The 22,848-nt window shown below is 65.7% G+C and carries 26 protein-coding genes; 17 read left to right on the top strand and 9 right to left on the bottom strand.

Going from position 1 to position 22,848, the window contains the following annotated elements; all coding sequences use genetic code 11:
• Window positions 1-169 precede the first annotated feature (169 nt).
• The gene (locus A1D30_RS18785; RefSeq protein WP_063462243.1) at window positions 170-748 is read left to right on the top strand and encodes a hemerythrin domain-containing protein; all 579 of its coding nucleotides are present in this window, start codon (window positions 170-172) and stop codon (window positions 746-748) included.
• 292 nt (window positions 749-1,040) lie between these two features.
• On the opposite strand, the gene A1D30_RS18780 is transcribed toward A1D30_RS18785, so the two are convergent.
• A complete protein-coding gene (locus tag A1D30_RS18780; RefSeq protein ID WP_063462242.1) occupies window positions 1,041-2,144 on the bottom strand; it encodes an alkene reductase in 1,104 nt (367 codons plus the stop codon).
• Between the two features lie 323 nt (window positions 2,145-2,467).
• Here A1D30_RS18780 and A1D30_RS18775 point away from each other — a divergent pair, with 323 nt between their 5' ends.
• On the top strand, window positions 2,468-3,706 hold the full coding sequence (locus A1D30_RS18775) for a YbfB/YjiJ family MFS transporter (RefSeq protein WP_063462241.1): 1,239 nt from the start codon (window positions 2,468-2,470) through the stop codon (window positions 3,704-3,706).
• A gap of 163 nt (window positions 3,707-3,869) precedes the next feature.
• On the opposite strand, the gene gstA is transcribed toward A1D30_RS18775, so the two are convergent.
• A complete protein-coding gene (gene gstA / locus A1D30_RS18770; protein WP_063462240.1) occupies window positions 3,870-4,478 on the bottom strand; it encodes a glutathione transferase GstA in 609 nt (202 codons plus the stop codon).
• Window positions 4,479-4,838: 360 nt separating this feature from the next.
• Here gstA and A1D30_RS26090 point away from each other — a divergent pair, with 360 nt between their 5' ends.
• Together A1D30_RS26090 and A1D30_RS25605 are read left to right on the top strand one after the other, a co-directional pair.
• A complete protein-coding gene (locus A1D30_RS26090; protein ID WP_199866016.1) occupies window positions 4,839-7,622 on the top strand; it encodes a hypothetical protein in 2,784 nt (927 codons plus the stop codon).
• Window positions 7,619-8,026: a hypothetical protein gene (locus tag A1D30_RS25605; RefSeq protein WP_131798491.1), complete on the top strand. Its 408-nt coding sequence runs from the start codon at window positions 7,619-7,621 to the stop codon at window positions 8,024-8,026. The genes A1D30_RS26090 and A1D30_RS25605 overlap by 4 nt, the downstream gene beginning before the upstream one ends.
• Before the next feature lie 228 nt (window positions 8,027-8,254).
• Here A1D30_RS25605 and A1D30_RS18760 read toward each other — a convergent pair whose 3' ends face one another.
• Window positions 8,255-9,028 carry a class II aldolase/adducin family protein gene (locus tag A1D30_RS18760; protein WP_063462239.1) on the bottom strand — a complete coding sequence of 258 codons (774 nt, stop codon included), beginning with the start codon at window positions 9,026-9,028 and terminating at the stop codon, window positions 8,255-8,257.
• Window positions 9,029-9,200: 172 nt separating this feature from the next.
• Window positions 9,201-9,662 (bottom strand): carboxymuconolactone decarboxylase family protein, encoded by a 462-nt coding sequence (locus tag A1D30_RS18755; RefSeq protein WP_063462238.1) that lies wholly within the window; start codon window positions 9,660-9,662, stop codon window positions 9,201-9,203.
• Between the two features lie 191 nt (window positions 9,663-9,853).
• Here A1D30_RS18755 and A1D30_RS18750 point away from each other — a divergent pair, with 191 nt between their 5' ends.
• Both A1D30_RS18750 and A1D30_RS18745 read left to right on the top strand, forming a co-directional pair.
• Window positions 9,854-10,060: a type II toxin-antitoxin system VapB family antitoxin gene (locus A1D30_RS18750; protein ID WP_063462237.1), complete on the top strand. Its 207-nt coding sequence runs from the start codon at window positions 9,854-9,856 to the stop codon at window positions 10,058-10,060.
• On the top strand, window positions 10,057-10,440 hold the full coding sequence (locus A1D30_RS18745) for a PIN domain-containing protein (RefSeq protein WP_063462236.1): 384 nt from the start codon (window positions 10,057-10,059) through the stop codon (window positions 10,438-10,440). The genes A1D30_RS18750 and A1D30_RS18745 overlap by 4 nt, the downstream gene beginning before the upstream one ends.
• Window positions 10,441-10,461: 21 nt before the next feature.
• On the opposite strand, the gene A1D30_RS18740 is transcribed toward A1D30_RS18745, so the two are convergent.
• Entirely contained in the window at window positions 10,462-11,373 is a 912-nt protein-coding gene (locus A1D30_RS18740) for an RNA polymerase sigma-70 factor (protein WP_063462235.1), read from the bottom strand.
• A 183-nt stretch (window positions 11,374-11,556) separates the two neighbouring features.
• Here A1D30_RS18740 and A1D30_RS18735 point away from each other — a divergent pair, with 183 nt between their 5' ends.
• Together A1D30_RS18735 and A1D30_RS18730 are read left to right on the top strand one after the other, a co-directional pair.
• Window positions 11,557-11,982: a DUF4087 domain-containing protein gene (locus A1D30_RS18735; protein WP_109790989.1), complete on the top strand. Its 426-nt coding sequence runs from the start codon at window positions 11,557-11,559 to the stop codon at window positions 11,980-11,982.
• Window positions 11,983-12,015: 33 nt separating this feature from the next.
• Window positions 12,016-12,489: a VOC family protein gene (locus A1D30_RS18730; RefSeq protein ID WP_242421940.1), complete on the top strand. Its 474-nt coding sequence runs from the start codon at window positions 12,016-12,018 to the stop codon at window positions 12,487-12,489.
• Between the two features lie 150 nt (window positions 12,490-12,639).
• Here A1D30_RS18730 and A1D30_RS18725 read toward each other — a convergent pair whose 3' ends face one another.
• Both A1D30_RS18725 and A1D30_RS18720 read right to left on the bottom strand, forming a co-directional pair.
• Window positions 12,640-12,918 (bottom strand): YkgJ family cysteine cluster protein, encoded by a 279-nt coding sequence (locus tag A1D30_RS18725; RefSeq protein ID WP_063462234.1) that lies wholly within the window; start codon window positions 12,916-12,918, stop codon window positions 12,640-12,642.
• 80 nt (window positions 12,919-12,998) lie between these two features.
• Entirely contained in the window at window positions 12,999-13,616 is a 618-nt protein-coding gene (locus A1D30_RS18720; RefSeq protein ID WP_063462233.1) for an NAD(P)H-dependent oxidoreductase, read from the bottom strand.
• A gap of 130 nt (window positions 13,617-13,746) precedes the next feature.
• Here A1D30_RS18720 and A1D30_RS18715 point away from each other — a divergent pair, with 130 nt between their 5' ends.
• Entirely contained in the window at window positions 13,747-15,036 is a 1,290-nt protein-coding gene (locus A1D30_RS18715; protein WP_082836528.1) for an SGNH/GDSL hydrolase family protein, read from the top strand.
• Between the two features lie 70 nt (window positions 15,037-15,106).
• On the opposite strand, the gene A1D30_RS18710 is transcribed toward A1D30_RS18715, so the two are convergent.
• Together A1D30_RS18710 and A1D30_RS18705 are read right to left on the bottom strand one after the other, a co-directional pair.
• On the bottom strand, window positions 15,107-15,625 hold the full coding sequence (locus tag A1D30_RS18710) for a DUF1772 domain-containing protein (RefSeq protein ID WP_063462232.1): 519 nt from the start codon (window positions 15,623-15,625) through the stop codon (window positions 15,107-15,109).
• Between the two features lie 54 nt (window positions 15,626-15,679).
• Window positions 15,680-16,273 (bottom strand): Crp/Fnr family transcriptional regulator, encoded by a 594-nt coding sequence (locus A1D30_RS18705; protein WP_242421939.1) that lies wholly within the window; start codon window positions 16,271-16,273, stop codon window positions 15,680-15,682.
• A gap of 157 nt (window positions 16,274-16,430) precedes the next feature.
• Here A1D30_RS18705 and mnmG point away from each other — a divergent pair, with 157 nt between their 5' ends.
• The 8 genes from mnmG to A1D30_RS18665 all read left to right on the top strand — a co-directional run bounded on the left by mnmG (window position 16,431) and on the right by A1D30_RS18665 (window position 22,791).
• Window positions 16,431-18,416 (top strand): tRNA uridine-5-carboxymethylaminomethyl(34) synthesis enzyme MnmG, encoded by a 1,986-nt coding sequence (gene mnmG, locus A1D30_RS18700; RefSeq protein WP_063462230.1) that lies wholly within the window; start codon window positions 16,431-16,433, stop codon window positions 18,414-18,416.
• Window positions 18,413-19,096: a 16S rRNA (guanine(527)-N(7))-methyltransferase RsmG gene (gene rsmG / locus A1D30_RS18695; RefSeq protein ID WP_109790987.1), complete on the top strand. Its 684-nt coding sequence runs from the start codon at window positions 18,413-18,415 to the stop codon at window positions 19,094-19,096. Before mnmG ends, rsmG begins: the two co-directional genes overlap by 4 nt.
• 118 nt (window positions 19,097-19,214) lie before the next feature.
• On the top strand, window positions 19,215-19,829 hold the full coding sequence (locus A1D30_RS18690) for a LysE family transporter (protein ID WP_063462228.1): 615 nt from the start codon (window positions 19,215-19,217) through the stop codon (window positions 19,827-19,829).
• 24 nt (window positions 19,830-19,853) lie between these two features.
• Window positions 19,854-20,666, top strand: a complete 813-nt coding sequence (locus A1D30_RS18685; RefSeq protein ID WP_063462227.1) for an AAA family ATPase — start codon at window positions 19,854-19,856, stop codon at window positions 20,664-20,666.
• Between the two features lie 34 nt (window positions 20,667-20,700).
• On the top strand, window positions 20,701-21,243 hold the full coding sequence (locus A1D30_RS18680; protein ID WP_063462226.1) for an alpha/beta hydrolase: 543 nt from the start codon (window positions 20,701-20,703) through the stop codon (window positions 21,241-21,243).
• The gene (locus tag A1D30_RS18675; RefSeq protein ID WP_063462225.1) at window positions 21,240-21,509 is read left to right on the top strand and encodes a hypothetical protein; all 270 of its coding nucleotides are present in this window, start codon (window positions 21,240-21,242) and stop codon (window positions 21,507-21,509) included. Before A1D30_RS18680 ends, A1D30_RS18675 begins: the two co-directional genes overlap by 4 nt.
• A 25-nt stretch (window positions 21,510-21,534) precedes the next feature.
• A complete protein-coding gene (locus A1D30_RS18670) occupies window positions 21,535-21,831 on the top strand; it encodes a cupin domain-containing protein (protein ID WP_063462281.1) in 297 nt (98 codons plus the stop codon).
• A 42-nt stretch (window positions 21,832-21,873) separates the two neighbouring features.
• Window positions 21,874-22,791, top strand: coding sequence for a ParB/RepB/Spo0J family partition protein (locus A1D30_RS18665; protein WP_063462224.1), 918 nt, complete (start codon window positions 21,874-21,876; stop codon window positions 22,789-22,791).
• Window positions 22,792-22,848: the final 57 nt, after the last annotated feature.

Below are 22,848 nucleotides of genomic sequence, written 5' to 3'. Positions count from 1 at the left end.
CAAGGCCCCGCAGGCTTGGCTTGCGGGGCCTTTGTTTTTTGGCGGGCGCTGCTGCTGTGCGGCCGTGCATCGCAGCGCCCCTGCACCCGGTTTGTTGACCTGCGTCATGGGCGCAGCCACCCTGCCGTGGCACCCTTGGCTTCCCGTTGTTTATTCTGGAGCGCGCGCCATGCCATCGATCAGCCTGCGAACCATTCGCGAAGAGCATGCGTCGCTGTCGGCCGTGCTCCACTCCCTGCGCCTGATGCTGGACCAGGGCCCGGGCGACGAGCCCGCTGCGTTTTTTGACGTGATGCGGGCGATGCTGTTCTACATCGACGAGTTTCCCGAGCGGCAGCACCACCCCAAGGAGTCGCAGTGGCTGTTCCCCCGGGTGGCCGAGCGCTCGCCCCAGGCCGCCGAGGCCATTGCGCAGCTGGAGCGCGAACACGCGGGTGGCGAGGCGGCCGTGCGCGAACTGCAGCACCTGCTGCTGGGCTGGGAGCTGATGGGCGATGCGCGGCGCGAGGTGTTTGCCCAGGCGCTGCAGAAGTACATCCGCTTCTACCTGGACCACATGCGGCTGGAAGAATCCGTGGTGTTGCCAGCGGCCCAGGAATGCCTGCAGCCGGGCGACTGGACGGCCATCGACGCGGCCTTTGCCAGCAACACCAACCCGCTGGCCCCGGGCAAGCCGCGCGATGCGGCGTATGACCGGCTGTTCACGCGCATCGTGATGCGGGCACCCAGCCCCATCGGCTTAGGATGAGTTCTCTGCCCACACCATCTCCACAACAAAACCGTTCGGGCTGAGCTTGTCAAAGCGCTGCGCAAGGCTTCGACAAGCTCAGCCCGAACGGTAATCTCAGTTATCCATAGCGCTGCGCGCCACCCGCAGCGGATGAAACTGGCGCGGCCAAGGCCAGCGCCCCCGTGCAAGGGCCGCCAAGCCGTGGATGCGGCGCCTCGCTTGCGTGCACCGGGGGCGTCCCCCTCCCCGCTTTGCGCAGCAATGCGAGAGAGAGGGGGAAGGCGCGAAGCGACTCAGGGGGTGTTTCACTTCAGGCGCTCAGCGCGGGATAGTCCGTATACCCCTCGGCCCCACCACCATACAGCGTGGCCCGGTTCACCTCGTTGAGCGGCGCGTTGGCGTGCAGGCGCGCCACCAGGTCGGGGTTGGCGATGAAGGGGCGGCCAAAGGCCACGATGTCGGCGCCGTGGGCCAGGGCGGTGTCGGCCAGTTCGCGGGTGTAGGCGTTGTTGACCATCCACGCACCCTGGCCGCCCGCTGCGCGGTAGGCGGCCTTGAGGGCGGTGTAGTCAAAGGGGCGGCCTTCCACTTCGCGTGGGCCGCCGGTGGCGCCTTCGATGAGGTGGAGATACGACAGGCCCAGGGGCCCGAGCTGGCGCACCACGTAGTCGAACAGCGGTTGCGGGTCGGCATCGACGATGTCGTTGGCGGGCGTGACGGGCGAGAGGCGGATGCCGGTGCGGCCGCCGCCGATGTCGGAGGTGATGGCGCGGGTCACTTCCAGCAACAGGCGGGCACGGTTCTCGATGCTGCCGCCGTAGGCGTCGGTGCGCTGGTTGGCGCCGGTCTTGAGGAACTGGTCGATGAGGTAGCCGTTGGCGGCGTGGATCTCGACGCCGTCAAAACCTGCCTCGATGGCGGCGCGCGCGGCGCGGCGGTAGTCGGCCACGATGCCGGGGATCTCGGCCAGCTCCAGTGCGCGGGGCATGGAGGTGGGCGTGAAGGTGGGCACGCCGTTCTGGATGAGCACGGTCTTGGTGTTGGCCTGGATGGCCGAGGGCGCCACGGGCGCGGCGTTGCCGGGCTGCAGGTCGGTGTGCGAGACGCGGCCCACGTGCCACAGCTGTACTACGATCTTGCCGCCCGCAGCGTGCACGGAAGACGTGACCTTCTTCCAGGCTGCGACCTGCTCGGGCGCATACAGGCCGGGCACGTCGGCATAGCCCTGGCCCTGGTGGCTGATGGCGGTGGCCTCCGAAATGATCAGGCCCGCACTGGCACGCTGGGTGTAGTAAGTGGCCACGAGGTCGGTGGGCACGGCATTGGGCGAACGGTTGCGCGTGAGCGGCGCCATGGCGATGCGGTTGGCCAGTTGCAGGTCACCGGCTTGAACGGGGTCAGAGAGAAAAGGCATGGGTCGAGGCTTTCGGAAAAAGGGTTGCAGACCAGCGATGGAATGGGCGCAAGCGTAATGCTGCAGCGCAAAACCTGCAGCGCACATGCGTCAACAAGGCTTCTGCTTTTGTGATAACCGCGCGGGCGTCTTGGTACCGGTGCGCATTCAAAAATATCCATGCCATCCGTTCACGCTGAGCCTGTCGAAGCGCTGCGCAGGGCTTCGACAGGCTCAGCCCGAACGGTTCTTTTCTCTCTTCGGGCTCGCACGAGCGTCCCTGTGAGCATCACCGGGCGCAGGCCCGCGCACGCTCTGCCGGGCTGCGGCAGAATCAAAACGCCATGCCCACACGCCCCGCCCCTGTTGACGTTTCCGCTGCCTCCTCCGCAGCGCCCATCCCCACCCTGTGGCTGGCCGTGGCGCTGTCCATGGGCGCGGCGATCTCGCTGGGCATCACGCGGTTTTCCTATGCGCTGCTGCTGCCGCCGATGCGTGAGGACCTGGGCTGGTCGTACACCCTGGCCGGGGGCATGAACACGGCCAATGCGCTGGGCTACCTGCTGGGCGCGCTGGCCACGCCGCTGCTGCTGCGGCGGGTGGCGCCGGGCCGGGTGTTGCTGGTGGGGGCGGTGCTGGCCTCGGTGTTCATGGGGCTCAGCGGGTTTTTTACCGCTGCACCCTGGCTGCTGCTGCAGCGCCTGCTGGCCGGGGTGGCCAGTGCGCTGGTGTTCATTGCCGGGGGGCTGCTGGCCGCGCGGCTGGGCGCGCACGCGCCGGGGCGCAGCGGCCTGCTGCTGGGGCTGTACTACGGGGGCACGGGCTGGGGCATCAGCCTGTCGGCGCTGCTGGTGCCCGGAGTGCTGGCGGCTGCGGGGCCCGTGCCGCACCCCTGGGCATGGGCCTGGTGGGCGCTGGCGCTGGCCTGCGTGGCGGCCACGGCGGTGTTGTGGTGGCCCGCGCAGGCGCTGCAGGTGCTGGCGCCGCCATCGGCCAGCCCTACGGCGTTCAACATCACGCCGCCGCCTGCCACAGTGCGTTGGCGGGCCCTGGCCCCGGCGCTGCTGGGCTATGGGCTGTTTGGCGTGGGCTACATCGGCTACATGACCTTTGTGGTGGCGCTGCTGCGCGAGCAGGGCGCCAGCGGGGGGGCGATCACTGCCTTTTACGCGCTGCTGGGGCTCGCCGTGGTGCTGTCGTCGCGCATCTGGGCCGGGCTGCTGGACCGCAGTCGGGGCGGCGAGGCGCTGGCGCGGCTTAATGCGCTGCTGGGCCTGGCCACGGTGCTGCCCGCGCTCACGGGCGCCTGGCCGGTGGTGCTGGCCTCGGGGCTGCTGTTTGGCGGGGTATTTTTGTCGGTGGTGGCATCGACCACGGCGCTGGTGCGGCACAACCTGCCGCAGGCGCTGTGGGCCAGCGGCATCAGCGCGTTCACCATCGTGTTTGCAGCCGGGCAGATCGTGGGGCCCACGGTGGTGGGCTGGATCGCCGACGGGCCCGGCGGTCTGGCGCGCGGGCTGGTGTTTTCAGCCTGCGCGTTGTGGGTGGGGGCGCTGGTGGCGTGGCGGCAGAAGCCGCTGTAGCGCATCTGGAGTTTTGGCCGCCGTGGAGTTACGCGCTCCCAATCGATATTGGCGCGGCCCAGGCCAGGAACGCCGAGCAAGGGCCGCCCCGCAGCGAGGGCGTTGTCCCCCTGCCCGCGTAGCGAGAGCGGGGGGAAGGCGCGCAGCGCCTCAGGGGGTGTCCCTATTTCAGCAAGCCTTCTGCCTTCATCGCCGCCTGCACGGCAGGGCGAGCGCCTACGCGCTCACGATAAGCTGCCAGATTGGCTAGGCCAGAGATATCGAGGTTGGTGGGTTGGGTCCAGTTGGTCACGGTGAACAGATAACCGTCGGCCACGGTGAACTGGTCGCCCATCAGGTACTGCTTGCCCGCGAGCTGGCCGTCCACCCACTGCAGGCGCTGCAGCAGCCGCTCGCGCACCAGGGGCTTGTAGTCGTCGGGCGTGGCGGGGTTGAACAAGGGGCTGAAGCCCTTGTGCAGCTCGGTGCCGATGAAGGTCAGCCACTCTTGCAGGCGGTAGCGCGCCAGTGTGCCGTTGGCGGGGGCCAGTTGCTTGTCGGGCACCTGGTCGGCGATGTACTGCACGATGGCCGGGCCTTCGCGCAGGCGCTCGCCGCTGTCCAGCTCCAGCAGGGGCACATAGCCCAGCGGGTTGATGGTGTAGTAGTCGGTGCCGTCCTGCAGCTTGTGGCTCTTGGTGCTGGCCAGCACGGGGGTGTAGGCCAGGCCGGCCTCGTGCAGGGCGATGTGGGGAGAGAGCGAGCAGGCGCCGGGGGAGTAGTACAGCTTCATGGATCGGTCCTTGAATTCGTGAAAGAGTGACAAACGATGAAGCCGTCGATGCTATGCGCTTCGCTGTTTTTTTGTCGGCCGACAGTGCGTGGTGGCCTCGTTCATTCCTCTGCAGTCCTCACCCTCCTGCGTAAAAGTCTGTAACCCTCTCCGCCTCATCCCCTTCGCTCCCCGAGTGCAGGGTGCTCCTGATTTAATAGCTTCTTGCGCATTCCCCACGGCCCCTGCAGCCGTACTCCTTGTATCCTCCGCCGACCACACCGGCCCACCCCACGTAAGGGTCATTCCTAGCTAGGAACGTCCCTAGCTAGGAGCCTTCCCAGTTTCGCGCGCTGATGCCTGTAGGCACAGTCGCGCGCCATGCAAGTTGCCCCCTCCGTCTCCACCTACGCTCCAGCCCCTGGCGATGTAGCCAGCCTGCCCGCTCCTGGCAGTGCATTCAACAGCTACACAGACCAGCCCCAGGACAACGCAGGCGCCTTTGCGGACAATGGCTCCGGCGGCTACTCCCAGCCCGATTCCCAGTACCCCCACGCTGCCCCCATCGACAGCACCCCCGGCGACACACTGGCCCTGATGGTGCAGGCACAGACCAAGCCCCTGCTGGTCACTCCCGAGAACGCACAGGGCCTGAACCCGCCGCCACCAGCGGACAACACCGCCCCGGCCAGCGCCACAACCCCCACCGCCAGCCCCACCGAGATCGCCGCCCTGGAGTTGCTGCTGGCCGAGCCCGCCAACCAGGACATCATTGCCCAGTACGGCCCACCCCTGGGGCCCCTGAACACCGACACCAACGTTGGCCAAGGCATCCTTGCGCGCTTTGGCCCCGACCTGGGCGCACGGCTGACCCAGCTGCAAGAAGCCCAGGATGGTGTGCGCAACGAATACCTGCACGCGCTCGACCAAGCCACTCAGAACCCCGGCCCGGATACCCCAGGCAGTCAATGGGTCCCTGGCACCGGGCAAGGTGAGACCGCCGAGCCTGGGCACTGGACACTGGACCCCGCAGCGTTCTCGCGCCACTACGCCCAAGGCGACAGCCTGGCCCAACGGGCATTTGCCGACATGCACGGCCAAGACCCCCTGGTGTTCCATGCGGGAAGGGATGTCAGCGAAGCCCACACCGAACCCAGCTACCACACACTAGGCCCCTTCAGGCTCGCCCAGGGCCAACCCTACGGCAGCGACAAGAGCCTGCCCGACGCCTGCCTGCTGCGGGACTACACCCAGCTCAGCCCAGAACACAGCGCAGACCTGATCAACAAGGAATACCTGTGGTTTGACCCCGTCAACGGCTGGAGCACCAGCGCAGACAACATCCAGGCCCCGACGGGCTTTCTGGACAAAGCCCTGCCGGTCGTATTCAGTGCACTGATGTGCATGGTGGCCTTGCCACCCGCGGGCAACCTGCTGGCGCAGGCGGGGGCAGGCACCTTCGCTCAAGGCGCGGCCATGGGGGCCATGGGCAGCGCGATCTCCCAGGTGGTGATGACCGGCGAACTCGACTTCGGCAACCTGCTGCGCTCGGCCCTGACGGGGGGCATTGCAGGCAGCGTCATGCAGATCTCGGGGATGGGGGAGATGCTCAAAAGCGCCGATCTGGGCACGCGCGGCCTGGCACACCTGGGCAAGGCGGGCCTCACGGGGTTATTGCAAGAAGCCACGGGCGGCAAATTCAAAGACGGCCTCATGAACAGCGCCCTGGCCAGCATCGCGGCAGAGGTGGGAGCCCAGCTGGATCAGCAGATTGGAGAGCTAAAGGACATCAGCCCCGAGCAGGCCAGCGTGCTCAAGCTCATGAGCAAAGCCGCCAGCAGCGCATTGCGGATTGCGGGCACAGATGACCCGGCGGCGGGGTTTGCGGGGGAGTTTCTGAGCGGAGTGCTGGGCGATGGGCTCCAGGGGGCGCAAGGAAAGGAACAGGGCCAGGTGGGGAATGAAGGACAACCGGGGCAAGCTGCACAGCCGGGAGACAGGCCCTCCAGCGACTGGGTGAGGAACCTGGGCCCCAGCGAAGTGGATGCGCAGGCGGCGCAGTGGGTAGAGGCATTTGCCAACCCGGCCATATTGCCACCGTCGCAAGGCATCCAGGTCGCATCAGCCCCCATCGGAACAGTGGGTGATGTGGGTTACTTTGATGACAGTGGCGCTTACATAGAGCCCCCTCAACTGATCTGGCCTGACGGCACCACCAGCACGCTGGCACACAGCAGCGACGGAGAGCCCATGCTGGCGGAGACCGAGGTGCGGGAGACCGCGCAGCCCATGCTGCCAGAGGACTTTCGCAGACAAGAGATCGAGTATCGCAACAGCACAGAGGTTCGAGCACCTCAGCGCAGCTTCACGGAACTGGTGGAGATGTCTCACAGCCCCGTCGGCAGCTACAGTGCCCAGGAGTACCGGGACGCCGCCGCACAGTACCGAGCGAGCATGGGAGGGGACTTCCGGCGGGACAGCATCTACAACGGCCTGTGGACCCGAGCCGCAGCGTTGGACGCTGCTGCAGGCGGAGGATGGGGGCAAGAGGTGATCAATGACATCACCGGCTTTGCAACGGAAGAAGGGCTGCATGCACAGACAGGGGTGGCGATAGGTGGTGCGCTGGGCCGAGGCATTGGCAACAGGCTGGGTGGCGGCGTTGACAATGTGGTGGGGGCTGTGAGCACGAAGCCAGATGGGGCTGTGCCTGCGGTTGGGTCGGGTGTGGGTGGTGTTTCGACCAATGGGGCGCACAGTGCAGCGGCTCCCGTCGATGAATCGCTGGCCTCTTTGAATTCACCAGCAACGCGGCACTACGCGGACAAAGTAACCCAAACTTCAGTTGCAAAAGAAGTCAATACAGTGATTGATCGATCAGTAGTTGACGTATCAGCAGATGTGACCGCGATCAGATCGGGTCAGGGCAAACAGATTGGCGACACCTTTGTCGTGAATGGGCGAACTTACGGAATGCACGACGGAACACTCTACCCAATGTCAGGAGCAGGGCTTTACACCTTGGATCGTGGAGGCTACAAAGCGCTGGGGGTTCTGAATAAATTTGGAAATACTCCTCAAACGGAAATTATCCTGAGAAACATGGGCGTCTCTCCCGAGACAAAAGCTGCGGCACTTGTAGTATTTGAGGCGATAAAAAAATGATGGATGTCTTGTTGGTGCAGCAGCACTCTGTTTTGCAAATTCAGAAATTTCTATCTGCGATTTTCGAATGTCCTGTTGAAAGAGTCAAGATTTTTGATGCCGATATATTTAATGCCTTGAATGAAGAATTGGATGAATTATTATTTGATTGCATCTGTGTCATCTTCCCTGTTCGGGGTGATGCTGCTCAACTACTCCAATTGTATAGGTACAAATTAGACGACTCAGATGTATTAAGAAAGTCGATTGAGATGGCTCTACACAGTAAAATTCACTGCTATATCCCCAATGAATCGGCGAATGGCTGGATCTATGTGGGCGATGACAATACCCCAAAACAGGCTCAATCGATTGAAAGCGACGAGCAAGATTATTTTTCGTTTAAGAAATTTAATAATAAATAGTTTCAGTGACGAGAGAAATTGAAAGTTGGAGAATTTAGCTGTCGCATCCCGGACGATCATATGGGCGCTTACATACAGTGGCCGATTTGGCAAGAGCTGCCCAATCTTTCAAGATGCCCACGCCCGCCCGCTTCCCACAACAAGATCAACGTTTGGGCTGCCCTCCGCGCCAGCGTTGAAGCCATCAAGGGCTTTTGGCGCACCCGCTGTCGGGGGCTGTAGGACGTCTTAGGTATTCCAGCCTGGCATCTCGCGCTGCACTTTGCGCAGCAGTGCAGGCCAGGCAAACGCGCCGCCCAGGCCGCCCGTCTGCACGCGCATGGCCTGGGCCACGCCACTCACGATTTTTGGGTTCACTTGCGTCAGCGCGCCGCCCGCCTGCGCGTCGATCTGGATGCGGCAGGTGTTCTCGAAGGTGTACATCGACAAAAACGCGTCGGCAATCGTCTTGCCCACCGTCAGCAGCCCGTGGTTGCGCAGCATGAGGAAGTTGGCCTCGCCCAGGTCGGCCTGCAGGCGCGGCTTTTCTTCGTCGCGGAAGGCCACGCCTTCGTACTCGTGGTATGCCAGCGAGCCCAGCACGAAGGTGCTTTGCTGGCTGATGGGCAGCACGCCGCATTGCTGCGCGCTCACGGCCACGCCCGCGCGCGTGTGGGTGTGCAGCACGCAGCCCGCCTCGGGCCGGGCCTCGTGCACCGCGCTGTGGATCACGAAGCCCGCCGGGTTCACCGGGAAGGGCGAGTCGTGCAGCTTGTTGCACGCCATGTCCACCTTGATCAGGCTCGATGCCGTGATCTCGTCGAACATCAGGCCATAGGGGTTGATGAGGAAATGGTGCTCGCCCGGGCCCGATACCGATTCGGGCAGCTTGGCGCTGATGTGGGTGAAGACCAGGTCGCTCCAGCCGTACAGCGCGACGAGCCGGTAGCACGCGGCCAGGTCGCAGCGCAGCTGCCATTCTTCGGGGCTGACGCTGTCTTGCAGCGAGGGGATGGTGAGCATGGGGTGGTGTCTCCGCTGTAGTGGATGTGGGAGGCACCACTGTAGGCCGCCTGCGCGCGGGTGACTGTCAGCCAGGCTACACAGGCGGGGCGTGGCCTGGGATAGGTTTGCTATAAATATTGCAGCTGTTGGGGCAATACAGTCGCGCGGCAACAGCCATATTTGCTTGAAGTTACACCGCTGGTGTCTCCGGAATCGGCGCGCGCATGCCTGCATTGATAAGGTTCCAGCCGTTGATCACGGCAATCGCAAATCCGAGGTCGGAGATTTCCGCATCGCTGAACACGGCCTGCAGCTGGGCGAACTCTGCGTCGCTTGCATCGCTGTGGGGTGTGGCGGTGATGACCTCGGCCCAGCGCAGCGCGGCGCGCTCGCGGTCGCTAAAAAACGGTGCCTCGCGCCAGCCCGCCACCGCGTTCAGGTGGCGCGGCGCCATGCCGTCCTTCACCAGCACATGCCAGTGCATGTCCATGCAGTAGGCGCAGCCGTTGATCTGCGAGACGCGCAGAAACACCAGCTCGGTCAGGCGCAGGCCCAGCGGGCCCTTCTTGATGGTTTCGGACACCGCCACCAGGCCCATGAAGGCCTTGGACGACAGCTGGTGGTAGGGGAGGCGGGCGGTGTGCTGGGACATGGAAAACTCCTGGTTGAGGTGAAGAAAAAGCAGGCGAATGGCTGCGAACCTGTACGGGGGTGGGGAGGTCGCTGCCTGCATACCCTTCAAGACGCTGGCATGGCCCGTGTTGTGACCGGTCTTGCGCATTTCTTGCGCAGATGCTTTTATGGATTCACAATCGCATCAAATTTGATGCAGTGAGACTTGCCATGCGAACCACCGTCACGATCGATGACGCCCTCTACGAAGAAGCCCTGGAGGTTGCCGACCCGGGTCTGGACAAGGCCGACCTGTTCCGCGAGGCCATCAAGACTTTTGTGCGCGTGCAGTCGGCCAAGCGGCTGGCAGCGCTGGGGGCTGCGGCGCCCGGCATGCCCGAGGTGCCCCGCCGCCGCGATGGCGGCGGGCCCGCATGACGGGCCGCGTGCTGGTCGATACCTCCGTCTGGATCGATCACTTCCGCCAGCGCAACGCGCCGCTGGTGGCCTTGCTGTTGCAGGATGCCGTGCTGATCCACCCCCTGGTGCTGGGCGAGCTGGCGTGTGGCACGCCGCCCTCGCGCACGCAGACCCTCGCTGACCTGCAGCGCCTGCAATCGGCGCAGCAGGCCACCGTGCGTGAGGTCATGGCGCTGGTGGAGCGTGAGCGGCTGTTTGGCCTGGGCTGCGGCCTGGTCGATGTGAGCCTGCTGGCCTCGGCCCTGATGACCCCCGGCGCCACGCTGTGGACGCTGGATCGCCGTTTGGCTGCTTTGGCAGAGCGGTTTGGCGTGGCGCACCGCGTGGCGCTGCACTGAGGGCGCCACGCCCCTGCGCCGTCACAGGGTGGCAGGCACCCCCGCCAGCTTGTCCGGGTTGCGCACCGCATAGATCGCCACGATCCGCTCGCCGTCCGTCACCAACGCCTGGGCCGACTCGATGCGGCCGTCCACATAGCGCAGCAGCCCGGGCTCGCCATTGATGAGCGCCATGCGGTAGACCACCTGCGCGCCCAGGCGGCGGAACAGGGCCCAGTACAGGTTGGCGATGCGAAACGGCCCCACCAGCGGCTTGGGGAAGGACGGCACCTTGCCGCCGCCGTCGCCAATCAGCTGCGCGTCCTCGCTCAGCAGCGCCTCGATGGCGCTGCGGTCGCCGCTGTGGGCGGCTTGCATGAAGCGCTGCAGCAGCTGGTGGTGCACCGCGCGTGGCACCTCAAAGCGGGTGCGCGCCTGCTGCACACGCTCGCTGGCGCGGTGCACCATCTGGCGGCAGGCGGCCTCGGTCTTGCCCAGCTGCGCGGCGATTTCGGGGTAGTCGTAGTCGAACACCTGGCGCAGCAAAAAGGCCGCGCGTTCTTCGGGCCCCAGGCGTTCCAGCACATACATAAACGCCACCGACAGCTCGCCCGCCAGCTCGGCGGCTGCCTCGGGCGTGTGGTGGTGCTGCGCGTCGCCGGTGCTGGGGTCGTGCAGCTGCACCAGCGGCTCGGGCAGCCACCAGCCCACATAGGCCTCGCGCTCGGCCTTCAGTGCCCGCAAGCGGTCGATGGACAGGCGCGTGACCACCGTCACCAGCCAGGCCTCGGCCGACTGCAGCGCGGTGGGGTCCTGGCGGCTCCAGCGCAGCCAGGCGTCCTGCAGCACATCCTCGGCATCGGCGCGCACGCCCAGCATGCGGTAGGCAATGCCAAACAGGCGCGGGCGCAGGGTGGTGAAGGGGTCGGCGGGGGCGGGGGCAGAAAGCGTCATGGCGGCGGAGCGGGGAGGTAGAGTGTGCGCCCAAAGCACCAAATGGGGCGTGGCCTGGGCTTAGACGCGCGGGGCTGCCGCTGTGTGACACCAGGATATCGGGCGCTTCGGTTTTGATAGCTGTCAGGGCATGATGGACGCGCCGAAGAGCCCATTTTTCTTCCAATCCAGAGAGGACCACCCATGCCACCCGCCCCCACCCCACTGCGGCGCCACGCCCGCCACCTGGCGCTGGGCGCCACGCTGCTGGCCTGCGCCGTGGCCGCCATGGCCCAACGCCCGGCGCAGCCCCCGATGCCCTCGACCAGCCGCGCCGCCCCGCTCGAAAACCGCTGCGGCTGGTTCCACAACCCCACCCCCGGCAACGCCACCCTGACCGACCGCGACGGCGAGTGGGTGATCAGCACCCAGGCGGGGCCCGAGGCCGAGGGCGACTGGCCCGTGTTCACCGACGCGCAATGGAAAAAGACCAACGGCCACTACGGCCACGGCTGCGCCTGCATGAAGGTGGTGGTGGACCGCAGCGAGCAGCGGGTGCTGCGGATTGCGTCGGCCACGGCCAAGCCGCTGAAGGCGTGCCGGGAGGATCGGGCGTTGCCGAGGCCCTGAAAAGCAGCAGGCGGAGCAGATCGACGGATAGGCATGACCGCCCAGTTGATTTCGGCAGGGCCTGTGTGCGGCGGTGGCTATAGTGAGGCCGCGACCCGCTACACCCTCCCCCAAAGCACAATGAGCATTCATCTGAGAATCGCACGTCCTGTGCGCGACCTGCGTCACGCCGTCGCGCAGTACAAGCAGGGCCTTGGTCTGGAAGAGCTGGCAAGCTTTGCGGACCATGCTGGTTTTGACGGTGCCATGCTTGGGTTTCGCGGGGCGGATTTCCACTTGGAGTTCACCGTCTGCCGCACACACCCTGTGGTGCCTCGACCGACGCCTGAAGACCTGTTTGTCTTCTATGTGCCCGATGATTCAGCGTGGACGGAACGTTGTGAGGCAATGCGCCGCGCAGGCTTCAAGGAGGTCGAACCGTTCAATCCGTACTGGAGCCAGCAGGGCTGCACGTTTGAGGATGCGGACGGCTACCGAGTTGTCATCCAGCGCGCCGCCTGGCGATGACCAAGGTGTGATGGGTGGTGGTGCCCAAGACGGAGATTGGTAGTGACTTCGGGTTCTTTGCCCATTTTGTGGACACCGAGGGCAACAAGGTAGGTCTGCACTCGATGAAGTAGCAGACACCTGGTCAGGCGGTAAGAGGGGGAGGACCGGCTACGCCACCGGTTCGCCCACACTGCCCGGCTGCGTCAGCTGCTCCAGCCGCATCAGATACACCAGCGCTTGCTCGTTGTTGGCGCCGCACATTTCAGTGGACGGCATCAACCCGCCGCACACTGCCGGGCGCTCGGGCTGCCCAAAAATAAGGCAGCGTGCGTCGTCCCCCAGCTGGATGCAGCGCACCCCCGCCGGTTTGCCCTGGGGCATGCCCGGGATGGGCGAGCTGATGGAGGGGGCGGTGCAGCAGGCGCCGCAGCCGGGGCGGCAGTCCATGGGTGTGTTGCTCTTGTTTGTATAGCTATCAGGGCTTACGGGGCGCGCGCAAGGGCCTATTTTGGCCCTTGTTTTTGTGCTCACTGGCCCGTGGCGGCCTCAGCATTCAGCCGGGCGGACGCCCACAGCACCTGGTCCACCACGGCGCGCACGCGGTCGCGGTGGGTTTGCTGGATGAGGGCGCCGCTGTCGTCAAACGCGCTGCCCGCCGAACCCAGCGCAAACGCCTTGGGTGCGAGCCAGCATTCGGCGTTGATCAGCAGGGGCGCCAGGTGGCTTTGCGAGCGCAGGCCGCCCAGCGCGCCGGGCGAGGCACTCAGCATGCCCACGACCTTGCCGCGAAAGCTCTTGCCGCCGTCCTGCCAGTCGGGGTTGCCTTTGACGGGGCTGGAGGCCCAGTCGATGGTGTTCTTGAGCAGGGCGGTGTAGCTGCCGTTGTACTCGGGCGAGCAGATCACCCAGGCCGGGTGCTGCCACAGGACCTCTTTCAGACGGATCACATCGGCGGGTGTGCCCTGGGCTTCCAGGTCGGCGTTGTACAGCGGGATGTCGAAGTCGGACAGCTCCAGCAGCGTGACGCTGGCACCCGCGTCGCGTGCGATGGCGGCGGTGGCGTGGGCCAGTTTGCGGTTGAAGGATTGCTGGCGCGTGCTGCCGGCAAAGACGAGGAGGGAGGAGGGGGTGGTGGTCTGGGGCATGGTGCCTGCGATTGAATCACAGGCGGGCGGCAGGAATCCTGCGCGATGCGCGGGGCGGTAGAAATGGCAGGCAACACGCCCTAGACTCGGACACACCAATTTTTGGTGATGAAGAAGAGGACCCCTTGCAATGCAGTCTGTGAAAACCTGGATGCGTACCAATCGGCGATTTGTTTTGTCGGCACTCGGTGCCTTCGCTGCGGGCGGGCTCGCCGGTTGTGGTGGCGGGGGCTCGGGCGGTGATGCGGCTGTACCCGAGGAGGCGAAGCCCGTGGGAACCTGGCAGGGTGTTTTGAGCGATCTGAAGGAAGACGTGCGTTTTCTCGACATACCGCCGCCCGCCAGCACGGTTTTCCAGAACCAGACGTTGCGGCAGACCGCACACCTGTCTCTGGGTGGCGACCAGGTGCGCATCAAATTTGGCAACTTGTATGGCAAGGCGCCCGTTCCGCTGGAGCGGGTTCGCGTTGCCTTGAGCGCGGGGGCCGGGGCGGTGGATGTGGCGACGGATGTGGCCGTGACCTTCCAGGGGCGGGAGTCTGTGTCGATCCCTGCCGGTGGCGAGGTCTGGAGCGACAAGGTATCGATCCGCGTGCCCGATGGTGGCAACCTGGCGGTGAGCGTGTATGTGCGCGAGGCGGCCGATTCCACATCGGCGCACCGGTACGCGAATGCGGTCCAGCACCTGGCTTCCGGCGATTTGAGCAGCACGGTGGCCATGCCGTCGGCCCCTGAGAACCTGCTCACTTCGTGGCACTGGATGAGCGCGATCGATGTGTACAAGAAGGGCCCTGCCCGCGTGGTGGTGGCCTTCGGTGATTCGCTGACCGATGGGAATGGCTCCACTTTGGGGTCGAACCAGCGCTATCCCGACCTGTTGTCTGCGCGCTTGCTCAAGGCTGGCGCAGGCACCCCGGTGTCGGTGGTCAATGCCGGGCTGGGGGGCAACCGCTGGTTGCACGACCGTTTTGGCTTGAGGGGTGTGGAGCGCTTTCGGCGCGACGTGCTCGGGGTGTCGGGCGTGACGCATGCCATCGTGCAGATGGGCATCAACGACATCGGTTTTCAGCAGGCCTGGACACCGGGTGAAAAGGCCACGGCGGCGGAGGTGATCGCCAGCCTTGCGGGGGTGGTGGCGACTGCGAAGGCTGCCGGGATTCAGGTGTCCCTGGCTACTTTGACGCCTTTCAAGGGCCACGTATATTTTTCTGACGCGGGAGAGGAAATGCGCCAGACGGTAAATGCCTGGATTCGAGCCAATACCGATGTCGCAGGTGTATTTGATTTTGACGCTGCTGTGCGCGATCCGGCCGAGCCTGCACGCATATTGGCTGCGTACCGGGACACCGACAGTCTGCATGTGAACGATCTGGGCTACGCGCAGATGGCGGGGATCATTCCACTCGACAAATTCCGCTGAGCCACTTACGGGCTCTCGGGTCTATGGCGACCAGCTTGAAGAGCGTGCACGCAATGCGGCTGCAGCGGGGTCAGGTAGATGATGTCGTCAGGGTTCCTGGAGGCGCCTTGCGAATCACCAAACTCACCAGCGCCGTGACGAACAACCCCAGGCTGAGCCAGGCCCGCCACAGGTTGGCGGCATTCCATTGGTCGCGCACCCGGGCCCAGTCGGCGGGCAGGACCTGGGGGTTCCAGGCTTCTGTTGTGTGGTTCAGGGGCAGGTTGACCTGCTGGGTAAAGAACACGATACCCAGCAGGTAGGCCACACCGACCAGGGCCAGCAGGCGCCACCACAGCCTGCGGTGTTCACGCCAGGCCGTGCCCATGGCCAGCGCACACCACAGCGGTGGACCAAAGAACAGCGCAAAGAACAGGGCGTGCCGCACGTTGCGGTTGAAGGCGGACTGTACGGTGGCGTAGGTGGCGCCGTCCATCTGCAACAGAGCCAGGTTGACGTTGGCGCTGTAGGTGCCGAAGAACCCGGCCATGAGACCGAGCCACAGCACGGCGAGGGCGTGGGGGATAAGGGAGAGCTGGGCGGTGGTCATGGTCAGGCCTGTGGGGAGATGCCCGCAGTCTGCCAATCGCCTGCGCTTCTCGCCTTATCCTTTGATAAGCCCCATCTCGCTGCGCAGGCGCGACAGAGACACATCGGTCACGCCCAGGTACGACGCCAGGTGTTTGAGTGCGATGCGCTCGCCCCAGTCCGGGTGCTGCGCCAGCAAGCGGGTGTAGCGCTGGCGGGCGCTGAGCTGCAGGAACTCCTGCTCGCGCTGCATCTTGCCGTCGAGCAGGGCGCCGAGCACCCGGTGCTCCAGCGCGGCCCAGGGTGCCCAGCCTGCGCTGGGCAGCGGCGCACCGGGATCGGCGGGGAAGGGCAGGGCCCACACCACGCTGTCTTCCAGTGGTTCCACGTGAAACATCACCGGCTGCTGGCGCAAGGTGGGGGTAATGGGCCAGCACAGGGCGCCGTCCAGAAAGAAGTTCTTGTTGGACTCGGCCCCGTCGCGGTCCAGGTAGTACAGCCGCAGCGCGCCGCGCTCCACCCACCACAGGTGCCGCCAATGGTCGCCCGCGCGCAGCAGGGGCTGGCCGCGTTCGAACACGCGCCGTTCGGCGCTGGCCCACCAGGCGCCGATGGCCTCGGGTGGGGGTCCCAGCAACTGCGTCAGAAACAGGGGGAGAGAAGGGGGCACAGACACAGCCTTCGCAAAGTGGGAAAATCGCGGGTTGCCTGCTGGGGCGCCAAGTGCGCCCACCACCAGCAGGGCCGGTATGCGGCGCCTTTGACAGGGTGCCCGCGTGCACCGGGTGTTTTGATTATCGGGCCCGCCAGGCCCCGGAGTGTTCCCCATGTTGTATCCCCAGGAATTTGATGTGATCGTTGTCGGCGGTGGCCATGCAGGCACCGAGGCCGCGCTGGCCGCTGCGCGCATGGGCAGTAAAACGCTGCTGCTGACCCACAACATCGAGACGCTGGGGCAGATGAGCTGCAACCCCAGCATCGGCGGCATCGGCAAGGGCCACTTGGTGAAAGAGGTGGATGCGCTGGGCGGTGCGATGGCGCTGGCCACGGACGAGGGCGGCATCCAGTTCCGTATCCTGAACAGCTCCAAGGGCCCTGCGGTGCGGGCCACGCGGGCGCAGGCCGACCGCATTTTGTACAAGGCCGCCATCCGCCGCATGCTGGAGAACCAGCCCAACCTCTGGTTGTTCCAGCAGGCGGTGGACGACCTGATGGTGGAGGGCGACCGGGTGGTGGGCGCGGTGACGCAGGTGGGCATCCGCTTCCGCTCGCGCACCGTGGTGCTGACGGCGGGCACCTTCCTGGACGGCAAGATCCATGTGGGTCTGAACAACTACGCGGCTGGCCGGGCAGGGGACCCGCCGGCGGTGTCGCTGTCGGCACGCCTCAAGGAGCTGAAGCTGCCGCAAGGACGCCTGAAGACCGGCACGCCCCCGCGCATCGATGGGCGCAGCATTGACTTCAGCAAGTGCACCGAGCAGCCCGGCGACGGCATGCCCGGCGGCGTGAACGAGGGCACGGTGCCCGTGTTCAGCTTCATGGGCAATGCGCAGATGCACCCGCAGCAGGTGCCCTGCTGGATCACCCACACCAACGAGCGCACGCACGAGATCATCCGCAGCGGCTTTGACCGCAGCCCCATGTTCACCGGCAAGATCGAGGGCGTGGGCCCACGCTACTGCCCGAGTGTGGAAGACAAGATCAACCGCTTTGCGGACAAGGACAGCCACCAGATCTTTCTGGAGCCCGAAGGGCTGACCACGCACGAGTTCTACCCCAACGGCATCAGCACCAGCCTGCCGTTCGACATCCAGTACGACCTGGTGCGCAGCATGCCGGGGCTGGAGAACGCGCACATCCTGCGCCCCGGCTACGCCATCGAGTACGACTACTTCGACCCCCGCTCGCTCAAGAGCAGCTTCGAGACGCGCCAGATCCAGGGCCTGTTCTTCGCCGGGCAGATCAATGGCACCACGGGCTATGAAGAGGCGGCGGCCCAGGGCCTGTTCGCTGGCATCAACGCCGCGCTGCAGTGCAGGGGCGACGCACCCTGGCTGCCCGGCCGCGACGAGGCTTACCTGGGTGTGCTGGTGGACGATCTGATCACCAAGGGCGTGACCGAGCCCTACCGCATGTTCACCAGCCGGGCCGAGTTCCGCCTGCAGCTGCGGGAGGACAACGCGGACATGCGCCTGACCGAAGTGGGGCGCCAGATGGGTCTGGTGGACGATGCGCGCTGGGATGCTTTCAGCCGCAAACGCGATGCGGTTTCACGTGAAACAGAGCGCCTCAAGGCCACCTGGGTGAACCCGCGCAACCTGCCTGCGGCCGAATCCGAGCGCGTGCTAGGCAAGAGCATCGAGCACGAATACAACCTGTTCGAGCTGCTGCGCCGCCCGGATGTGGGCTACGCCAACCTGATGTCGATGGACGGCGGCAAGTACGCATCCGCCGATGTTTCACGTGAAACCCTCGGCGACCTGAGCGAGCCGGTGGTGGAGCAGGTGGAGATTGCCGTCAAGTACGCGGGTTACATCGACCGCCAGAAGGGCGAGGTAGAACGTGCCGCACACTTCGAGAAGCTGCGTCTGCCGCCCGACCTGGACTACATGCAGGTCACGGCCCTGAGCATCGAGGCGCGCCAGGTGCTCAGCCGCCACCGGCCCGAGACCCTGGGCCATGCCTCGCGCATCACGGGCATCACGCCCGCGTCGATCTCGCTGCTGATGGTGCATTTGAAGAAGGGCGGGTTCAAGGAGTTCGCCGTGGTCCCGGCTACGCCTGCCAAGGCAGAAGGCGAAGTGGCGGCATGACGATGGCGGTGAACAGCAACAACGACAGCCTGCGCCAGCAATTGCAAGCCGGGGCGGAGGCCCTGGCGCTGGGCCTGAGCGATGCGCAGGTCGGGCTGTTGATGGACTTCCTGGCGCTGCTGCAGAAGTGGAACAAGGTCTACAACCTGACCGCCGTGCGTGACCCGCAGGAGATGATGACGCACCACCTGCTGGACAGCCTGGCCGCCGTGGCGCCGCTGCGGCGGCATGTGGCGGGCCTGCAGCAGGGCGGGGTGGCGGCGGTGAAGCTGCTGGATGTGGGATCGGGCGGCGGCTTGCCGGGCGTGGTGTTTGCCATTTGCTGCCCGGATGTGGATGTGAGCTGTGTGGACACCGTGGGTAAGAAGGCCGCGTTCATCCAGCAGGCGGCGGTGGCGCTCAAGCTGCGCAACCTGCATGGCGTGCATGCGCGGGTCGAGACGCTGAGCACACCGTTTGACCTCATCAGCTGCCGCGCGTTTGCCTCGTTGCCGGACTTTGTCACCTGGTCGCGCAGCGCACTGGCCGCGCCCCACGGTGTGTGGCTGGCTATGAAAGGCAAACACCCCGAGGACGAAATCGCCGCACTGCCTGCGGATGTGGCGGTGTTTCACGTGGAACAGCTCACCGTGCCCGGTCTGGATGCCGAGCGCTGCATCGTCTGGATGAAGCCCGCCTGACCGAGCTGACCACCTGGCGCCGACTTTTCGGCGACTGGGGCAGGGTGGTCGCGTAAACTCGGTTCCTCACTTCGGGGCGGCCTTTCCTGCCCCCACCCCCAGCCTACCGGGAGAAACCATGTTCGGCATCGCAGACTACGGCGCCTTCGTCGCCGCCATCGTGTTGTTCCTGCTCATTCCAGGCCCGGGCAATCTGGCACTCATCACCTCCACCAGCAAGGGCGGTGTGCGCGGCGGCATGGCCGCCACCATGGGCGTGATTGCGGGCGACCAGGTGTTGATGTGGGCGGCGGTGGCCGGTGTGGCGGCGCTGCTCGCCACCTACCCCACAGCCTTCCACGCGGTGCAGTGGCTGGGCGCGGCCTACCTCGCGTGGCTGGGCTTCAAGATGGTCACGGCCAAGCCGGGCGCCCAGCCCATCCTGAACATCGAGCCGCGCCACTACTTCAAGCAGGCCGGACTCATCACCTTGCTCAACCCCAAGGCCATCGTGTTCTACATGGCGTTCTTCCCGCTGTTCGTCGATCCTGCGCGCCACCAGGGCATGCTGACCTTTGGCGTGATGGCTGCCACGGTGGCGGCATTGACGTTTCTCTATGGCCTGATCGCCGTGCTGCTCACGCACCACCTGGCCGAGCGCATGCGCGCCAACCCGCGCATCGGCCGCGTGCTGGAAAAGGTCGCGGGCGTCTTCCTGATCGGCTTTGGCATCAAGCTGGCCATCTCCAAATAACACCACACGAACTGCAGCACCCACATGGCCAAGATCTTTTGCGTTGCCAATCAAAAGGGTGGGGTGGGCAAGACCACCACCACCGTCAACCTCGCTGCCGGCCTGGCCAAGATCGGCCAGCGCGTGCTGATGGTGGACCTGGACCCACAGGGCAACGCCACCATGGGCTCGGGCGTGGACAAGCGCAGCTTGGACCTCACGGTGTACGACGTGCTGCTCGAATCCGCCTCGGTGAAAGAGGCGGCCGTGCTGGCCGACAAATGTGGCTACTGGGTGCTGGGCGCCAACCGCGAACTGGCGGGCGCCGAGGTGGAGCTGGTGACGCTGGAGCACCGCGAAAAACGCCTGAAAGCCGCGCTGGCCGAGGCGGATGCTGACTTCGACTTTGTGCTCATCGACTGCCCGCCGTCCTTGAGCATGCTCACCCTCAACGGCCTGTGCAGCGCCCACGGCGTGATCGTGCCCATGCAGTGCGAATACTTCGCGCTCGAGGGGCTGACCGATCTGGTGAACACCATCAAGCAGGTGCATGCCAACCTGAATGCCGATCTGCAGATCATCGGCCTGCTGCGCGTGATGTTCGACCCGCGCATCACGCTGCAGCAGCAGGTGAGCGACCAGCTCAAGGGCCACTTTGGCGACAAGGTGTTCAACAGCGTGATCCCGCGCAACGTGCGCCTGGCCGAGGCGCCCAGCTACGGGCTGCCGGGCGTGGTGTTCGACCCAGCCGCCAAGGGCAGCCAGGCTTTCGTCGAGTTTGCCGAGGAGATGGTCGCGCGCGTGAAGAACATGCCCGCTGCGGCCTCTTCCATGGCCAAAATGCCTGCTTCCGCCTGATGGATAAGCGCGAGTAGCTATTGAATTGATAGTAATGAAGCCCGCCAACATCCTGCTGCTGCCCGGCTGGCAGAACTCCGGCCCCGAGCACTGGCAAAGCCGCTGGGAGACCGCGCACGGCGACCAGCGCGTGGAGCAGCACGACTGGATGCGCCCGCTGCGCGGCGACTGGTCTGCGCGCCTGGAAGAAACCGTGGCCGATGCCGAGGGCCCCGTGGTGCTGGCGGCGCACAGCCTGGGCTGCATCCTTACCGCCTGGTGGGCGGCACACACCCGCCACGCGGCCAAGGTGCGCGGCGCGCTGCTGGTGGCGCCGGGCGATGTGGAGCGGCCCGACCTGGCCGCGCAGATCCACGGCTGGGCGCCCATTGCGCGTCAGCCCCTGCCGTTCCCGGCCGTGCTGGTGGGCAGCCGCAACGACCCGTACTGCAGCTTCGAGCGCGCCGAAGGGTTGGCGCAGGCCTGGGGTGCGCGGTTTGTGGACTATGGCGATCGTGGCCACATCAATGCCGAATCCGGGCTGGGCGACTGGGAAGAGGGGCGGGGCTGGCTGATGCAGCTCGCCACCCCGGCATGAGCCGCTGGGCCTTCTGGCGCAAGCGTCCGCCAGTGACGGCGGGCGATGCTGTCCCTCCACCTCGGCGGGTCACGGCTGACTTCTACTGGCTTGGCGACGCCTTGCAGGTGGTGCTGGCCTGGCTGCTGCCCAGCAGCGCGGTGGTGGTGGGCGCGCTGGGGCAGTTCATGCTGGCCCTGGTGCTGCTCACAGTGGCGTTCGGTGTGTGGCTGCGCCTGTGGCGCAGCCGAAAAAAGCGCCGTGCCATGGGCCGTGCGCCGCGTTGAAAACCCCCTGTACCGTTTCGCATCCATGTCCAAAATCGCTCTCACCGCCATCGCCGACCAACTGCCCCGCGCCTGGAACTCCACGGTGGTGGGCCGGGCGGCAGGCGCCAATCTCAAGGTGCTGCGCATGGACGACGCGGCCTACCCCGACGAATCGCACGACTTTGACGAAGCCCTGCTGGTGCTGGACGGCTGCATGCGCCTGGACCTGCAAGGCCAGGTCACCGAGGTGCACGCGGGCGAGGTGTTCATCGTGCCCGCAGGCGTGCCCCACGCCGTGGCGCCTGGCAGCCACGGCACGCTGGTCATCATCGACCGCTGAAGATTTCCCTCTCCCTATTCCTTTTCGAGAAGAAGACACCGCATGGTCACCAAAAAACCCAAGGGCCTCGGCCGAGGCCTGGAAGCCCTGCTGGGCCCCAAGGTCGAAGACAAAGTGGAGCAGGCCCAGGCCGCCGAGGCAGGCCTGCCCAGCAGCCTGCCGCTGAGCGAACTGGTGCCCGGTGTCTACCAGCCGCGCACGCGCATGGACGAAGGCGCGCTGTACGAGCTGGCCGAGTCCATCAAGGCCCAGGGCATCATGCAGCCCATCCTGGTGCGGCGCCTGGTCGATGGCGAGCACGCAGGCAAGTACGAAATCATCGCGGGCGAGCGGCGCTTTCGGGCCTCGCGCCTGGCGGGCCTGGCCGAGGTGCCAGTGCTGGTGCGCGACGTGCCCAACGAGTCGGCGGCGGCGATGGCGCTCATCGAGAACATCCAGCGCGAAGACCTGAACCCGCTGGAAGAAGCCCAGGGCCTGCAGCGCCTGGTGCGCGAATTTGGCCTCACGCACGAGCTGGCCGCGCAGGCCGTGGGCCGCTCGCGCAGCGCCGCCAGCAACCTGCTGCGCCTGTTGAACCTGGCCGAGCCCGTGCAGACCATGCTGATGGCGGGCGACATCGACATGGGCCATGCGCGCGCGCTGCTGGCGCTGGACCGCGCCGCGCAGATCACGGCGGGCAACCAGATCGCGGCCAAGACGCTGTCGGTGCGCGAGGCCGAGGCGCTGGTGAAAAAGCTCAGCGCCGAGTTCAGCCTGGTGCCGCAAAAGCCCAAAAAGGAAAAGTCGCGCGACCTGAAGCGCGTGGAAGAAGAACTCTCGGACCTGCTCATGGCCGAGGTCGAGGTGCGCGTCAAAAAGCGCGTCAAGCGCCATGGCCGGGTGGAGGATATGGGCGAGCTGGCGATCCAGTTTGGGTCGCTGGAGGCGCTGAACGGGTTGATCGACCGCCTGCGCGGCTGACTATTCCGTCGGGTAGCGCTCTGAACCTGTTCAAAACCTTTCCGGGAACACACTGGG

Source organism: Acidovorax sp. GW101-3H11 (assembly GCF_001633105.1).
Lineage (GTDB): Bacteria > Pseudomonadota > Gammaproteobacteria > Burkholderiales > Burkholderiaceae_C > Acidovorax.
The sequence above is the reverse complement of the archived record's forward strand: the minus strand, read 5'-3'. Positions and strand labels throughout refer to the sequence as shown.

Excerpts from the sequence above, each read along its gene's own strand:
- A1D30_RS18785 (WP_063462243.1), top strand. The coding sequence starts at position 170 with ATGCCATCGATCAGCCTGCGAACCATTCGCGAAGAGCATGCGTCGCTG.
- A1D30_RS18780 (WP_063462242.1), bottom strand. The coding sequence starts at position 2,144 with ATGCCTTTTCTCTCTGACCCCGTTCAAGCCGGTGACCTGCAACTGGCC.
- A1D30_RS18775 (WP_063462241.1), top strand. The coding sequence starts at position 2,468 with ATGCCCACACGCCCCGCCCCTGTTGACGTTTCCGCTGCCTCCTCCGCA.
- gstA (WP_063462240.1), bottom strand. The coding sequence starts at position 4,478 with ATGAAGCTGTACTACTCCCCCGGCGCCTGCTCGCTCTCTCCCCACATC.
- A1D30_RS26090 (WP_199866016.1), top strand. The coding sequence starts at position 4,839 with ATGCAAGTTGCCCCCTCCGTCTCCACCTACGCTCCAGCCCCTGGCGAT.
- A1D30_RS25605 (WP_131798491.1), top strand. The coding sequence starts at position 7,619 with ATGATGGATGTCTTGTTGGTGCAGCAGCACTCTGTTTTGCAAATTCAG.
- A1D30_RS18760 (WP_063462239.1), bottom strand. The coding sequence starts at position 9,028 with ATGCTCACCATCCCCTCGCTGCAAGACAGCGTCAGCCCCGAAGAATGG.
- A1D30_RS18755 (WP_063462238.1), bottom strand. The coding sequence starts at position 9,662 with ATGTCCCAGCACACCGCCCGCCTCCCCTACCACCAGCTGTCGTCCAAG.
- A1D30_RS18750 (WP_063462237.1), top strand. The coding sequence starts at position 9,854 with ATGCGAACCACCGTCACGATCGATGACGCCCTCTACGAAGAAGCCCTG.
- A1D30_RS18745 (WP_063462236.1), top strand. The coding sequence starts at position 10,057 with ATGACGGGCCGCGTGCTGGTCGATACCTCCGTCTGGATCGATCACTTC.
- A1D30_RS18740 (WP_063462235.1), bottom strand. The coding sequence starts at position 11,373 with ATGACGCTTTCTGCCCCCGCCCCCGCCGACCCCTTCACCACCCTGCGC.
- A1D30_RS18735 (WP_109790989.1), top strand. The coding sequence starts at position 11,557 with ATGCCACCCGCCCCCACCCCACTGCGGCGCCACGCCCGCCACCTGGCG.
- A1D30_RS18730 (WP_242421940.1), top strand. The coding sequence starts at position 12,016 with ATGACCGCCCAGTTGATTTCGGCAGGGCCTGTGTGCGGCGGTGGCTAT.
- A1D30_RS18725 (WP_063462234.1), bottom strand. The coding sequence starts at position 12,918 with ATGGACTGCCGCCCCGGCTGCGGCGCCTGCTGCACCGCCCCCTCCATC.
- A1D30_RS18720 (WP_063462233.1), bottom strand. The coding sequence starts at position 13,616 with ATGCCCCAGACCACCACCCCCTCCTCCCTCCTCGTCTTTGCCGGCAGC.
- A1D30_RS18715 (WP_082836528.1), top strand. The coding sequence starts at position 13,747 with ATGCAGTCTGTGAAAACCTGGATGCGTACCAATCGGCGATTTGTTTTG.
- A1D30_RS18710 (WP_063462232.1), bottom strand. The coding sequence starts at position 15,625 with ATGACCACCGCCCAGCTCTCCCTTATCCCCCACGCCCTCGCCGTGCTG.
- mnmG (WP_063462230.1), top strand. The coding sequence starts at position 16,431 with ATGTTGTATCCCCAGGAATTTGATGTGATCGTTGTCGGCGGTGGCCAT.
- rsmG (WP_109790987.1), top strand. The coding sequence starts at position 18,413 with ATGACGATGGCGGTGAACAGCAACAACGACAGCCTGCGCCAGCAATTG.
- A1D30_RS18690 (WP_063462228.1), top strand. The coding sequence starts at position 19,215 with ATGTTCGGCATCGCAGACTACGGCGCCTTCGTCGCCGCCATCGTGTTG.
- A1D30_RS18685 (WP_063462227.1), top strand. The coding sequence starts at position 19,854 with ATGGCCAAGATCTTTTGCGTTGCCAATCAAAAGGGTGGGGTGGGCAAG.
- A1D30_RS18680 (WP_063462226.1), top strand. The coding sequence starts at position 20,701 with ATGAAGCCCGCCAACATCCTGCTGCTGCCCGGCTGGCAGAACTCCGGC.
- A1D30_RS18675 (WP_063462225.1), top strand. The coding sequence starts at position 21,240 with ATGAGCCGCTGGGCCTTCTGGCGCAAGCGTCCGCCAGTGACGGCGGGC.
- A1D30_RS18670 (WP_063462281.1), top strand. The coding sequence starts at position 21,535 with ATGTCCAAAATCGCTCTCACCGCCATCGCCGACCAACTGCCCCGCGCC.
- A1D30_RS18665 (WP_063462224.1), top strand. The coding sequence starts at position 21,874 with ATGGTCACCAAAAAACCCAAGGGCCTCGGCCGAGGCCTGGAAGCCCTG.